The sequence below is a fragment of the Pontimicrobium aquaticum genome (assembly GCF_005047595.1).
GTDB classification, from domain to species: Bacteria; Bacteroidota; Bacteroidia; order Flavobacteriales; family Flavobacteriaceae; genus Pontimicrobium; species Pontimicrobium aquaticum.
Genome location: NZ_SUPL01000003.1, coordinates 373,091 through 387,502 on the forward strand (window position 1 = coordinate 373,091; position 14,412 = coordinate 387,502).

Below are 14,412 nucleotides of genomic sequence, written 5' to 3' on the forward strand. Positions count from 1 at the left end.
CTCGTTAGTAAATATTTTTTTTCGACGGAAATAATGTATTTTTGAAGTGGTATAGTTTTTGCTTTTTATGAACTCTAATTTTTCCTCTTAATTAATTGAAACACTCCTTTACAAAAATATTAATTCTTGTAATCATTTTAGGCAGTATTACATCTTGTAATGTTGTAAAAAGAGTTGGAGAGAGTGAACATTTACTAACGCAAACTTCGGTTATTGTAAATGATAAAAAAACATCCTCAGAAAACATAAATAATCTTATCAACCAAAGACCTAATAATAAACTCTTAGGTTTTCCATTACGATTACACATTTACAATTTAGCGCGGCCTAATATTGATTCTATCTTAAACGAGAAAATCTACAACAATCCAAAAAAACTTAATAGAAAAATTAGAAGACTATCAAAAAAGCAGTTAGATAAAGATATAGAATCTAGAAAAAAATTAAATAATTGGTTAAAAAAAACTGGCGAACCTCCAATGATTTTAGACAGTTTAAAAACCGAACGCTCTAAAAACAATTTAAGTAGATATTTCTTTGCAAATGGTTGGTTTGATAGAGAAGTAAGTTATACTATTAATAAAACAGAAAACAAACGAGCAACAGTAGATTATCAGGTTAAAACTGGCAACCCCTATTTGTTAGACTCGATTTACAGCACTACACCATCAAAATTATTAGACTCCTTATATGAAAGCGTAAAAGCAAACAGTCTCTTAAAAAAAAATGATCAGTACAAAACAGCTAATATAACAGAAGAAAGAGATAGACTTGCAGAATCTTTTAGAAATTCTGGCCTATATCATTTCTCACAAGATTACATTAGGTTTGAGCCAGATACTATTAATAAAAATCATAAGGTCGATATAAATGTTATCGTACAAAATCGTATAATTCGTAATGAAGACTCGGTAGCAGTAGTACCTTTTAAACCTTATAGAATTAGAAATGTAGATATTATTACTGATGATTCTTATGAAAATGATGGTAGAAGTTATCAAGATAGTGCAAAGTATGGCAATGCTAGATTTTATAGTTATGAAAAATTACGATATCACCCAAAAGCACTTTTACAAGGTATTTTTATTAATCGAGGTGAATTATTTAGCGAATTAAACAGAACCCGAACTTATCGCTATCTATCAAAGTTTGGTATTTTTAAATATCCTGACATCAATTATATTGAACATGAAGAAGACTCATCTTTAACAGCAGTTATTAGATTAGCTCCTAGAAAAAAATATGGTCTAGGGTTCGATGTAAATGTATCACAAAGTAATATCCAATCGGTTGGGCTATCATTCAATACTTCATTACTTATTAGAAATATTTTTAGAGGTGCCGAGACCCTGGAAATTTCTGCATTAGGAGCTATTGGTGCTTCTAAAGATGGATCAAATAGTGACCAATTTTTCGATATTAACGAAGTTGGTGCAGACATAAGATTAACCATACCTAGAATATTTTTTCCTTTTAATATGGAAAATATCATTCCAAAATACATGTCACCTACCACGAGACTTAGCTTAGGTTTTACAAGTCAAACCAACATTGGGCTAGACAAGCAAACAGTTAATGGCATTTTAAATTACAACTGGAACCCATCTAAGGCTGTCACAAACAATCTAGATTTGTTTAATGCTCAATATGTTAGAAATCTAAACCCTGGAAACTACTTTAGAGTTTATCAAAACTCATTTAATCGATTAGAAAATATAGCCTTAAATACCTACAACACACCTCCTGAATTTATTACAAACAATAATGGAACAGATGAATTGGATAAAAACAAGGCAGACAATTTTATTGATGTAGTGTTACAAGATTCAGGGTTTCAAACCACAAATCCAAACGATTATAAAACAGTAAACAATATTAGAGAGCGTAAAGAAAGACTTACTGAAGACAACCTTATTTTTGCTACTAATTTTAGCTATACAAAAGATAAACGTGAAAACTTAATAGACGAAAGCTTTTCTATTTTTCGTTTTAAATTAGAATCAGCCGGAAATTTACTTACTACCACCTCAAAACTATTAGGTTTAAAAAAGACCAATGACGGTAAACATAAAATATTTGGTGTTCCTTACTCACAGTATATAAAAACCGAATTTGACTATATAAAACATTGGGACATTGGTCGAAATAACGTTATTGCTATACGAACGTTTTTTGGAATTGCTATTCCTTATGGAAATTCTAACAGCATTCCTTTTTCTAAAAGTTTCTTTGCTGGTGGCGCCAATGACAATAGAGCCTGGACAGCATATAATTTAGGCCCAGGTAGCTCAGATAGTAATAATGAGTTTAATGAAGCTAACATGAAAATTGCCTTGAGTTTAGAACATCGTTTCAATTTATTTGGCAGTCTTAACGGAGCTCTATTTGTTGACGCAGGAAATATTTGGAATGTTTTAGATAGTGAAGAAGATCCAAATGCCACCTTTACCAGTTTTAACTCCTTAAAAGATATTGCTATTGGTTCAGGATTTGGATTGCGCTATGATTTCGGATTCTTTGTTCTAAGAGGTGATATTGGTTTTAAAACCTACGACCCTTCATACAAAACAGCAAACAGATGGCTTAACGACTACAATTTTGGAAATGCCGTTTACAATATTGGTATTAACTATCCTTTTTAATTGTTTAGTCTGTAATTCACTATAACGTTTACGCTTTAATTTTTTGTTTTTCCATTAATTTACACCCCTATTTTGGTTAAAAATTATGTACTTTTGAATTTTCTAAATCACTGTAAAAAAAATAAAAAATGTCATATAATATAAAAGCTGGAGTAGCTACAGGCAAAGAGGTTCAAGAGATTTTTAAGCTTGCTAAAGAAAAAGGATTTGCATTACCTGCAGTAAATGTTGTTGGTTCAAATAGTATTAATGGCGTTTTAGAAACTGCTAGAGATTTAAATGCACCTGTAATCATACAATTTTCTAATGGTGGTGCACATTTTAATGCTGGAAAAGGTCTATCAAACGAAAATCAAAAAGCTGCCATAGTTGGTTCTGTAGCTGGTGCAAAACATGTGCATTTATTAGCTAAAGAATATGGTGTCCCTGTAATTTTACATACAGATCATTGCGCTAAAAAATTATTACCATGGATTGATGGGCTTCTTGATGCAAGTGAGCAACATTTTGCCGAAACTGGCAAACCACTTTACAGTTCGCATATGATTGACCTGAGTGAAGAACCTATAGAAGAAAACATTGAAATATGTAAGCAGTACCTTAAACGCATGAGTAAAATGGGAATGACTCTAGAAATAGAGTTAGGTATTACAGGTGGTGAAGAAGATGGTGTAGATAACACCGATGTTGATGACTCAAAACTATACACACAACCAGAGGAAGTTGCCTATGCCTTTGAAGAACTAAGCAAAATTAGCGATCAATTTACTATTGCTGCAGCTTTTGGAAATGTGCATGGTGTATATAAGCCAGGAAATGTTAAGCTTACACCTAAAATTTTAAAGAACTCGCAAGAGTATGTGTCAAAAAAATTCAATCTTGGTCATAATTATATCGATTTTGTATTCCATGGAGGCTCAGGTTCTACAGTAGAAGAAATTAGAGAAGCTATAGGTTATGGTGTAATTAAAATGAATATCGACACAGATATGCAATATGCATTTATGAGTGGTGTACGTGATTATTTTAAAAAAAACGAAGGATATTTGCAGTCGCAAATTGGAAATCCAGATGGTGATGACGTTCCAAATAAAAAATATTATGACCCAAGAAAATGGTTACGAGAAGCAGAAAATTCTTTTGTTACTAGACTAAAGAAAGCTTTTGAAGATTTAAATAATGTGAATACATTATAAAAATTATGTAATTTCGCATTTTAACTAACAATATCTTAAATGAGCAATATGGCTTGGTTTAAACGTAAAGATAAAGGTATTCAAACACCTACAGAAGCAAAAAAAGACACACCTAAAGGCTTATGGTACAAATCTCCTACTGGAAAAGTAGTTGACACCGAAGAATTAGAGAAAAACTTTTATGTAAGTCCTGAAGATGGCTATCATGTTAGAATTGGTAGTAAAGAATATTTTGAAATCTTATTTGATGATAATAAATTCAAGGAATTAGACGCTAAATTAGAATCTAAAGATCCTTTAAAGTTTACAGACAATAAAAAATACACAGATCGCTTAAAAGCAGCTAAAGAAAAAACCAAACTTAAAGATGCAGTCCGTACTGCTGTTGGTAAGTCTAAAGGAAAAGATTTAGTTGTAGCATGCATGGATTTTAGCTTTATTGGAGGTTCTATGGGAAGTGTTGTAGGAGAAAAAATTGCTCGTGCTGCCGACTATGCTTTAAAAAAGAAAATACCCTTCATGATTATTTCTAAATCTGGAGGAGCAAGAATGATGGAAGCAGCATTATCTTTAATGCAATTAGCAAAAACCTCAGCAAAATTAGCACAATTAGCTGATGCTAAAATACCTTATATCTCTTTATGTACAGACCCAACTACTGGAGGAACGACAGCATCATTCGCTATGTTAGGAGATATAAATATTAGTGAACCTGGAGCTTTAATTGGATTTGCAGGCCCTCGCGTTGTTAGAGACACCACTGGAAAAGAATTACCAGAAGGTTTCCAAACTGCTGAGTTTTTACAAGAACATGGCTTTTTAGATTTTATATCACACAGAAAACACCTTAAAGACAAAATAAATCTGTATATAGATTTAATAACCAATCAACCTTTAAGAGCATAAAAAAAGCGAACCAAATGGTTCGCTTTTTTTTTAATTATATAATGACTTATTTTTAAACAATGAAATATATAGTAATAATATTCTCTCTAATTTCATCAATAGTAGTATCTCAATCTAAAAATATTGAACAATTAGCTTTCGATTATTTTATTGAAGAAATCTTAGCTAAAGATTATGTTAATGAAAAATCTGTTTATTTTTCTGGTTATACTCAAAATGAGAATAAGTTAGGTATTGGAGGGTTATTTGCCTATTGCTTTGAATCAGAAAAACCTTTTGTTGATTTTATTTATAATTTTAAACCAAAAAAGACTCAACCCAAAATCATAATAAGGGAAAATCATCCAAAAACTAAATTTTTAAAAAAATTTAAAAAAAGAAAGCTTGAAATTGAGGTTTACACATCAGTAAAATATGATGACTATTATTTGGTTTACATTAATGTTTATAAGCAATCACATTTTGTAAATCATTATTTAATTCGCTTAAAAAATCATAAAGTAATCGATTTTTGTTTTGAAGGTGAAGTAATATAAAAAAGCGAACCATTTGGTTCGCTTTTTTATTATAGTACAGTATACTTTATCTAAGTGTAATATCGCGTACCGTTCCATCTTCAAAAGTAAAGGTTGCCTGGTTATCACACTCGCCATCTCCATAATCAAACACACCTGAAAAATGAGTGCGCTGAACATCTACCGATCCACTAACAAAAAATCTACATATCATTTCTCTTCGCAAAGGATTAGTAACTTCATACGCATGCGTATTACCATTTCTAAAAACAGAAGTCCAATTACCAGTAACTTCAAACACATTATCACTCCACACACCACTACCATGACCTTCAACCCATTCTCTAATTTTAGTCCCTGTTCTAGAAGCTTCAGTTCCATCAGGCCAAACTACTGTTAAATCTAGTGTTTTAGTGTATTGTGGATTTTCATTTTCATTGGAACGTTCACGCAAAATGGTTTTAGATCCAATAATACTTTTATCGTTAAAATAGAAGTCTTCAAGTGTTTTAGAAATTAAAACCTCTCTAGCTTCAGGATTACGAGTGTAAGACAAAATAATTTTACCCTTTAAAATATTATTTCTCACTTCACAACCCTCGGTTCCAAAATCAATAGTTAATTCTCTAAAGTTTTGTTCTGCAACAACAGTAATCGTCACACAATCTGGAAGTGTAAAAAATCCGTTTTCATTAGTCGTTCTACTCGTTGAGTTTTCGTTAGCTTCTTGAGCTTCATAAGCATCAATAGCTATGTCGTCCATAGTTTCTAGTGCTACATCCATTTCAGCTGATAATGCTACTTCAGTAGAACTTGGGTCTTGTTCTAAGTTTTCAATAGGTTCATTGTCACTACAACTAAAAACAACTAGTGTTAAACCTAATAATACCATTAACATTTGTTTAGTTACATTTAATTTTTTCATCATTGCAAGTTTTAAGTTTATATATGTTAAGACTTTCTTAAAATAAAAAGGTTTAATTTGGCTAATTATATAAACAGCATATTCTACATTTTATTATTATAAAAACCCTCTAAAAAAGTTGTAAATAGTTAATTTTTACTATCTTTGCGGCTTGAATACGAAAACCGTAATCAAGTACATAAAAATCATTTAAATAATATTGGAATGTATTTAACAAAAGAAGTAAAAGAAGACATCTTTAAAAAATATGCTAAAGATGCAAAAAACACAGGTTCGGCCGAAGGACAAATTGCATTGTTCACTCACCGAATTAATCACTTAACAGAACACTTAAAAAACAATCGTAAAGATTTTAACACTGAGCGTTCTCTAGTGAAACTAGTAGGTAAGCGTCGTGCACTACTAGATTATTTAACTAAGAAAGATATTTTAAGATATCGTGCTATTGTTAAAGAATTAGGATTAAGAAAATAATCATATTAAAGAGGCTTCGCGCCTCTTTTTTATTTATATTACTCAAAAAAGAGTTAAAATTACAATACGTTTCAAAACAGTTTTGAAACAAATAGAAGAAGCTAATTATAGTTTTTCATTGGTCAAGACATTACATGTCGCACAACAACTACAACAACACAACGACCATTGTTTAACATATTCCAGCATATTAGGTGTTGGAAATTAGAATTAAAAATATTTATGATTCCAAAAGTTTTTAGAGAGGTTATAGACCTTGGTGATGGAAGAGAAATTTCCATCGAAACCGGAAAATTAGCAAAACAAGCTCATGGTTCGGTTGTTGTACAATCTGGAAACTGTATGTTATTATGTACAGTCGTTTCCAATTACAAACAGGCAGATGTCGATTTTTTACCCTTAACAGTAGATTATCGTGAAAAATTTGCAGCCGCGGGACGTTATCCTGGAGGCTTCTTTAAAAGAGAAGCGAGACCGAGTGATGGCGAAGTATTAACGATGCGTTTAGTAGATCGTGTATTACGTCCATTATTTCCAAAAGATTACCACAGTGAAACACAAGTCATGATTCAGTTAATGTCTCATGATGATAACGTAATGCCAGATGCTATGGCAGGTTTAGCAGCTTCGGCAGCTATTCAATTATCAGATTTTCCATTTGAATGTCCAATTTCTGAAGTAAGAGTTGGTCGTGTAAATGGTGAATTTATTGTAAACCCAACACGTGCTCAATTAGAAGAGTCTGACATCGATATGATGATTGGAGCTTCTGCTGATTCCGTAATGATGGTTGAAGGTGAAATGGATGAGATTTCTGAAGAAGAAATGACAGAAGCAATTAAGTTTGCTCATGAAGCCATTAAAGTGCAGTGTGAAGCACAAGTAAAATTAGCTGAAGCTTTTGGTAAAAAAGAAGTTCGTGAATACGAACCAGAAAGAGAAGATGAAGAGTTAGCAAAAAAGATTCACGATATGGCATACGACAAAGTGTATGCCATAGCAAAAGCTGGATCAGCAAAACATGAACGTAGTGCTGCTTTTGCAGAAATTAAAGAAGAAATTAAAGCAACATTCACTGAAGAAGAATTAGAAGATATTGGAGGCTTAGTATCTAAATACTACAGCAAAGCTGAAAAAGCTGCTGTTCGTGATTTAACCTTAAATGAAGGATTACGTTTAGACGGTCGTAAAACTGATGAAATCAGACCAATCTGGTGCGAGGTAGATTATTTACCATCTACACATGGATCTTCGATCTTTACACGTGGAGAAACTCAAGCATTAGCTACCGTAACTTTAGGAACTTCTAGAGAAGCCAACCAAATAGATATGCCATCTTTTGAAGGCGAAGAGCGTTTCTATTTACACTATAACTTCCCTCCTTTTTCAACGGGAGAAGCAAGACCAATACGTGGTACTTCACGTCGTGAAGTAGGACATGGTAACTTAGCACAACGTGCATTAAAAGGAATGGTTCCTGAGGATTGTCCTTATACAGTACGTGTGGTTTCAGAAGTATTAGAATCTAACGGTTCGTCATCTATGGCTACGGTTTGCTCTGGTACCATGGCATTAATGGATGCTGGTGTTCAATTAAAGAAACCTGTTTCAGGTATCGCAATGGGATTAATTTCTGATGCAGATTCTGGAAAATACGCTGTATTATCTGATATTTTAGGTGATGAAGATCACTTAGGTGATATGGACTTTAAAGTGACAGGTACAGCCGATGGTATTACAGCTTGCCAAATGGATATTAAAGTAAAAGGATTATCTTATGAGATTCTTGTTAATGCTTTAAAACAAGCTCGCGATGGTCGTTTACATATATTAGAGAAATTGACTGACACAATTGCTGAACCAAATGCAGAGGTTAAGGAGCATGCACCTACAATGGTTACAAGACGTATTCCTAACGAATTTATTGGAGCATTAATTGGTCCTGGTGGAAAAGTAATTCAGGAATTACAGAAGGAAACAGATACTACGATTGTTATTAACGAAGATCCTGTAACAGAAGAAGGTATTGTAGAAGTTCTAGGTGTAGGTAGTAAAGGTATTGATGCTGTCATGGCTAAAATAGATTCTTTATTATTTAAGCCAGAAGTTGGTAGTATTTATGAAGTAAAGGTCGTTAAAATGCTCGACTTTGGGGCAGTGGTTGAATATACTGAAGCTCCAGGAAACGAAGTACTATTACACGTAAGTGAATTAGCATGGGAACGCACTGAAAACGTGAGTGATGTTGTTAACATGGGAGATGTTTTTGATGTAAAATACTTTGGTATTGATAAACGTACAAGAAAAGAAAAAGTATCTCGCAAGGCGATTTTACCTAAACCTGAAGGTTATGTAGAAAGACCTCCAAGAGATAATAACCGTGGGCGTGATAATCGTGGACGTGACAACAGAGGTAGAGATAGTCGTGGGCGTGATAACCGTCGTGACGATAGACGATCTAGAGACGACGATAAGAAAGAAGAATAAAAACCCTTCTATCTACTATAACTATAAAACCTCTCGATTAATTTTGAGAGGTTTTTTTTGTATAATAATGAGTGAATTTAAGTAATAACAAAACGTTAAAGCTTCTTAAAAATTTTGAATTCTGCTTATTTTCCTTATATTGTAGGCTATGACTTTTAACGATAAAGAAGAGTATTCGGATTTTTTAGAGACTTCAGTAAATTACTTACAGAATTTGGGCTACCAAAATATCAAGGCAGATATGGAAGGTTATGAAACACCAAAATCGTATCACAAAAAAGGAAGTGATATTACAATAACACCAGATATTGTAGCCGAAAAAGAAGGTAGAAAGCATATTTTTGATATTAGCTTAAAAACCTCAAAAACTAATTTACTAAAATCAAAGTGGCTTTTTTTAAATACTTTAAGTGTTTTAAAATCTCATCGCTTTAGGCTAATTACTACGCGAGGTCATTACAAATTCACTGATGAAATGTTAAGTGATATTAATTTAACTGACAAAAAATTAATTAAAATTTAATTTTTTGTAACATTTTAGTAAAAGTGTACGTATAACTATATGACGATAGTAATAATCCCATTAAAAATAGGAGACCTTTAAATGAGACAACTTAAAATCACCAAGCAGGTTACTAATAGAGAAACTGCTTCCTTAGATAAATATCTTCAAGAAATTGGTAAAGTTGACTTAATTACAGCAGACGAAGAAGTAGAATTAGCACAACGTATTAAAGCAGGCGATCAAATTGCTTTAGAAAAGTTAACAAAAGCTAACTTACGTTTCGTAGTATCTGTAGCTAAGCAATACCAAAATCAAGGATTAACACTTCCTGATTTAATTAATGAAGGTAATTTAGGGCTTATAAAAGCTGCGCAGCGTTTTGATGAAACCAGAGGTTTTAAATTCATTTCGTATGCCGTATGGTGGATTCGCCAATCGATTCTTCAAGCTTTAGCTGAACAATCACGTATTGTACGCTTACCACTCAACAAAATTGGTTCTATTAACAAGATTAATAAAACCTACGCATTCTTAGAGCAATCTCACGAGCGCCCACCAAGTGCAGAGGAAATTGCTAAAGAGTTAGATATGACAATTAACGACGTTAAAGAATCTATGAAGAATTCTGGACGTCATGTATCCATGGATGCACCTTTAGTTGAAGGTGAAGATTCTAACCTATACGATGTATTGCGTAGTGGCGAATCTCCAAATCCAGATAAAGATTTATTACACGAGTCGTTACGCACAGAGATTGAAAGAGCTCTTGAGACGCTAACACCTCGTGAAGCAGATGTAATTCGTTTATACTTTGGCTTGGGCAACCAACATCCAATGACTTTAGAAGAAATTGGTGAAACTTTTGATCTTACTAGAGAGCGTGTTCGCCAAATTAAAGAAAAGGCAATACGTAGATTAAAACATACTTCTCGCAGTAAAATTTTAAAAACTTACTTAGGATAGTTATATTTATATCCTAATAAACGCAACAAACAGTTACATAACTGTTCGTTTTTTGATTGATGAAGAACCCAGAGCTGATTACTCTGGGTTCATTTTTTTACACTATTTTTGCCAAAAGATTTAAACACAACATGAGTAAACTAATTGCACCTTCAATTTTAGCAGCCGATTTTGCTAACCTTCAACGAGACATAGAAATGGTAAATAAAAGTGATGCCGACTGGTTTCATATTGATATTATGGATGGTGTGTTTGTTCCTAACATCTCTTTTGGAATGCCAGTTTTAGATGCTATTTCTAAACATGCAAATAAAACTATAGATGTACATTTAATGATTGTTGACCCTGATAGGTATATTAAAACTTTTGCGGCATTAGGCAGCAATGTATTAACTGTTCATTATGAAGCCTGCACACATTTACACCGAACACTACAAGCTATAAAAGCTGAAGGCATGAAAGCTGGTGTTGCATTAAATCCGCATACAAACATAAATTTATTAGAAGACACTATTACCGATATAGACCTTGTTTGCCTAATGAGTGTTAACCCTGGGTTTGGAGGTCAAAGCTTTATTGAAAACACCTATAGTAAAGTTGAACAATTAAAAGAGTTAATTACACGTAAAAGCGCTTCAACTTTAATTGAAATTGATGGAGGTGTTACTAATAAAAATGCTAAGCAATTAGTTGATGCTGGAGCAGATGTTTTAGTTGCTGGAAGTTATGTTTTTAAAAGCACTAACCAGATGGATACAATTAAAAACCTTAAAGCTTTAGCTAATTCTTAAAAGTAAAAAAACAATAAAAAGACATCAGTTTTCAAACTGTTCTAATAAATAATTTATTAAATCGGTAGTAGTAACAATTCCTACTAGTTTATTGTCATCTACAACTGGAATAGCGTGAAACTCTTTTTTTGCTAAAATTTCAGCCACCTCTTTTACAGTTGCTTTTGAATTAACACTTACTAAATTTTTAGCCATTACTTGCTCAATAGTAAACATATTATAGACAATCGTATCTACATAATCTTCATTTTCATCAACTGCATCAGCAAAACTAATACGTAATAAATCGGTAAGACTTAACATTCCTTTTATAAACTTTCCGCTAACCACAGGAATATGCCTAATATGGTTTTGTTTAAATAAACGTTCTGCTATTTCTAAGCTATCTGTAGTATTTAATGTAATGACATTTTTGGTCATTATTTCCGAAATTGGTGTTCCTCTTTTCATCACTCTAGGTTTTAAATTGCTCCTTAAAGTTAACTAAGAACTCCTGTTTAAATTATGACAAAAGTCATACAGTAGAAATCATTATATAGCTAATACGATGCATAATTAAAATTAAGCATTTGCTTTACCTTACTATAGATTTTTGGAAACTGGCTTTGAAACTCCTTTGGTGTTTCAAAAAAATATTCTACTAAAACTGCCAGAAACTCAAATTGATTTTCATACGCATACGCTCTAAAATATTTAGATGCAATAAGTTTATCTCTTAAAGATTTATTATTAGAAAGCAGAGTTGTTAATTCATTAAACGAATCTTTAAAAATCGTTGAACTTACATCACGCTCTTTTATGCTATTTAAATGAATAGCATGTGCAAACTCATGAATACCAAGGTTTAAATTATCATCACCTACATTATAGCCATGTTTAAAATCTTCCCAAGAAAAAACTATTGATTTCAATTTAGGATTAAATTCACCCTTATGATGGTTTTTATTAGTGGTGGAATAAAACGGGTTAGGATAAACAAAAACCTTATCAATCAATCCAATATAAAAATCTCTAAATCCAAAAGTAAGCATCACTGCTGTGGCTGAAATTAATACCTTAACCTCGTCAGTCATCAATAAGCCATCTCTTCCAATAAAAGTTTTATCTTTTATAAACTCAGCAACACGATGTTCAAAATATCTTTTTTGTTTATGATTGAGTTTACTAAAAAAGTAGAAATTATTTTTAAGTACAGATTTCTGATTTGGGTTTAACCTCTTTAATTTAAGATAAAAATGATTATACAAAGGTTTTTTATACTTCATTACATAAGCCATTTCGACCATTTTAAAGCCGAAATAAAAAATCATGATTAACAGTGCAATTAAAAATATTGCAATAATGGTATTATTTAAACTAGAATCTTGTAAAGTAAAGCTATTAATCATTAGTTAATGAACGTAAAAGATGTATTTTAATTATTAAGTAGATTTGGTTTAAAGTAGAATAGTAGTCTAACTATCTTTTTTCTTAATTAGGTATGTTGAAACTACTGCTGTTAATACTGCCACTACAAATGTTAAAAGTCTAGAAGACACTATGGCATCCATTCCTGAAACTATCCAAAAAATTGTAAATATTAATCCTACAATTATAGTTAACAACGCTGGAATTCCGTGAAATCGTTTCCAAAATAAGGTTAGTAATATTACAACTGAAAACGTTGACCCAATTCCTGCCCAAACATAACCCACAATAGCATAGACCAGATCACTAGGTGATAAATATGCTAATAATAACGCTACCAAAGATAATATAGCCGTTACTAATCTGGATTGAAATAAAGATTTTTTAGAATCTATTAAAGATGATGTATCACCAGATTTAATAATGTTCTCTGACAACTCTGTAGCCGATAGAATTAGTAAGGAATTGGCAGTAGAAATAATGGCTGCTAATACTCCAGTAATTAAAATACCTGAAACCACTGGATTAAAAACTGTTGTTAAAACTTCTGGCATTACCGTTTCTTGATCTTGTAATCCTTCTGGTCCAAACAATGCTATACCAATCCATCCAACCAGTAGTGCTCCTGTATAAGCTATAATGGTCCAAATGACACCAATATTTCTAGCTATTTTAGCATTTTTTTCATCTTTAATAGCCATAAAACGCATGGTTAATTGAGGCTGACCACCCAAATACCCAAAAAACCATGAAAATGCTCCAGCAATTATAATACCAGTTCCTAACCCTTTTACAATGCTCAATGAATTAGGAAATATATTGGATAAAAATCCGAACAAAGCAGAATCATTTTTAACAACAGCACCTCCTGTCATGGTCGAATATGATTCGCCTGATTTTATTAATGCATCAGAAATAGTGTGAGCGAAGACAGTCCCTTCAGGAAGATTTGATAAATATATAAGCCCAGCTATTGGAGTTATAATAAGCGTAATAATCATTATTATAGCTTGAATTACATCAGTATAAGTCACCGACCTAAAACCACCATAAATTGTATAGGGTATAACAAGTATTACAATAATAATCATTGCAAGGTCTTGATTGACTCCAAACAAGCTGTTTAAAGTTTTTCCTCCTCCAATAAATTGAGCTCCTACATAAAAGAAAAAGAAAAAAACAATAGTTAAACTACCAACAATTCTAATCAATTTTCCTACTTCGCCATGTCTTTTCGCTATATAATCGGTAAACGTATCGACTTCATATTTTTCAGCTTCGTTGCGCAATCTAGATGCTAATAATACCCAAGCTACAATAATTCCAGACACACAACCTACTGCTGTCCAAATTTCCATTAAACCTGTGGCATAAGCTGCTCCAGGGAGTCCTAATAGTGCCCAAGACGATTCACCAGTGGCTCTTTCAGATAAGGCAGCTACCCAACCAGGTAACTTGCGTCCAGCAATAGCAAAATCTGAACCCGTTTTAACTTTTTTGCCTTGATAAATACCCCAAGTAATGAGCAATATCATATAAACAGACATAACAATTAAAATAATAGTTTGATTTTCCATATTGTCTTATTTCAAGAGACTACT

13 protein-coding genes are annotated in these 14,412 nt (G+C 32.3%); 9 read left to right on the plus strand and 4 right to left on the minus strand.

The window, feature by feature from the left end; translation table 11 throughout:
* The first annotated feature begins 95 nt into the window (after window positions 1–95).
* The 4 genes from tamL (at window position 96) to E5167_RS07435 (ending at window position 5,280) form a co-directional block, all read left to right on the plus strand.
* Entirely contained in the window at window positions 96–2,642 is a 2,547-nt protein-coding gene (gene tamL, locus E5167_RS07420; protein ID WP_136842649.1) for a translocation and assembly module lipoprotein TamL, read from the plus strand.
* Between the two features lie 128 nt (window positions 2,643–2,770).
* Window positions 2,771–3,838, plus strand: a complete 1,068-nt coding sequence (gene fbaA / locus E5167_RS07425) for a class II fructose-bisphosphate aldolase (RefSeq protein WP_136842650.1) — start codon at window positions 2,771–2,773, stop codon at window positions 3,836–3,838.
* A 48-nt stretch (window positions 3,839–3,886) separates the two neighbouring features.
* On the plus strand, window positions 3,887–4,744 hold the full coding sequence (accD, locus tag E5167_RS07430) for an acetyl-CoA carboxylase, carboxyltransferase subunit beta (RefSeq protein WP_136842652.1): 858 nt from the start codon (window positions 3,887–3,889) through the stop codon (window positions 4,742–4,744).
* 59 nt (window positions 4,745–4,803) lie between these two features.
* A complete protein-coding gene (locus tag E5167_RS07435) occupies window positions 4,804–5,280 on the plus strand; it encodes a hypothetical protein (RefSeq protein ID WP_136842655.1) in 477 nt (158 codons plus the stop codon).
* A 46-nt stretch (window positions 5,281–5,326) separates the two neighbouring features.
* Here the strand turns inward: E5167_RS07435 and E5167_RS07440 are convergent, their stop codons facing one another.
* On the minus strand, window positions 5,327–6,184 hold the full coding sequence (locus E5167_RS07440; protein ID WP_136842656.1) for a hypothetical protein: 858 nt from the start codon (window positions 6,182–6,184) through the stop codon (window positions 5,327–5,329).
* A 204-nt stretch (window positions 6,185–6,388) separates the two neighbouring features.
* Here E5167_RS07440 and rpsO point away from each other — a divergent pair, with 204 nt between their 5' ends.
* The 5 genes from rpsO to rpe all read left to right on the plus strand — a co-directional run bounded on the left by rpsO (window position 6,389) and on the right by rpe (window position 11,404).
* On the plus strand, window positions 6,389–6,658 hold the full coding sequence (gene rpsO / locus E5167_RS07445; protein WP_136842658.1) for a 30S ribosomal protein S15: 270 nt from the start codon (window positions 6,389–6,391) through the stop codon (window positions 6,656–6,658).
* A gap of 222 nt (window positions 6,659–6,880) precedes the next feature.
* Window positions 6,881–9,145 (plus strand): polyribonucleotide nucleotidyltransferase, encoded by a 2,265-nt coding sequence (locus E5167_RS07450; RefSeq protein WP_136842660.1) that lies wholly within the window; start codon window positions 6,881–6,883, stop codon window positions 9,143–9,145.
* A gap of 148 nt (window positions 9,146–9,293) precedes the next feature.
* Complete coding sequence (locus E5167_RS07455) at window positions 9,294–9,668, plus strand: hypothetical protein (RefSeq protein ID WP_136842662.1); 375 nt, start codon at window positions 9,294–9,296, stop codon at window positions 9,666–9,668.
* Window positions 9,669–9,749: 81 nt separating this feature from the next.
* Window positions 9,750–10,613 (plus strand): sigma-70 family RNA polymerase sigma factor, encoded by an 864-nt coding sequence (locus E5167_RS07460; protein WP_136842664.1) that lies wholly within the window; start codon window positions 9,750–9,752, stop codon window positions 10,611–10,613.
* Between the two features lie 131 nt (window positions 10,614–10,744).
* The gene (gene rpe, locus E5167_RS07465; RefSeq protein WP_136842665.1) at window positions 10,745–11,404 is read left to right on the plus strand and encodes a ribulose-phosphate 3-epimerase; all 660 of its coding nucleotides are present in this window, start codon (window positions 10,745–10,747) and stop codon (window positions 11,402–11,404) included.
* Window positions 11,405–11,428: 24 nt separating this feature from the next.
* Here the strand turns inward: rpe and E5167_RS07470 are convergent, their stop codons facing one another.
* The 3 genes from E5167_RS07470 to E5167_RS07480 form a co-directional block, all read right to left on the minus strand.
* Complete coding sequence (locus tag E5167_RS07470) at window positions 11,429–11,854, minus strand: CBS domain-containing protein (protein WP_136842667.1); 426 nt, start codon at window positions 11,852–11,854, stop codon at window positions 11,429–11,431.
* Window positions 11,855–11,943: 89 nt separating this feature from the next.
* The gene (locus tag E5167_RS07475; RefSeq protein ID WP_239021961.1) at window positions 11,944–12,714 is read right to left on the minus strand and encodes a zinc-dependent peptidase; all 771 of its coding nucleotides are present in this window, start codon (window positions 12,712–12,714) and stop codon (window positions 11,944–11,946) included.
* A 144-nt stretch (window positions 12,715–12,858) separates the two neighbouring features.
* Window positions 12,859–14,388 (minus strand): sodium/proline symporter, encoded by a 1,530-nt coding sequence (locus tag E5167_RS07480; protein ID WP_136842671.1) that lies wholly within the window; start codon window positions 14,386–14,388, stop codon window positions 12,859–12,861.
* Window positions 14,389–14,412: the final 24 nt, after the last annotated feature.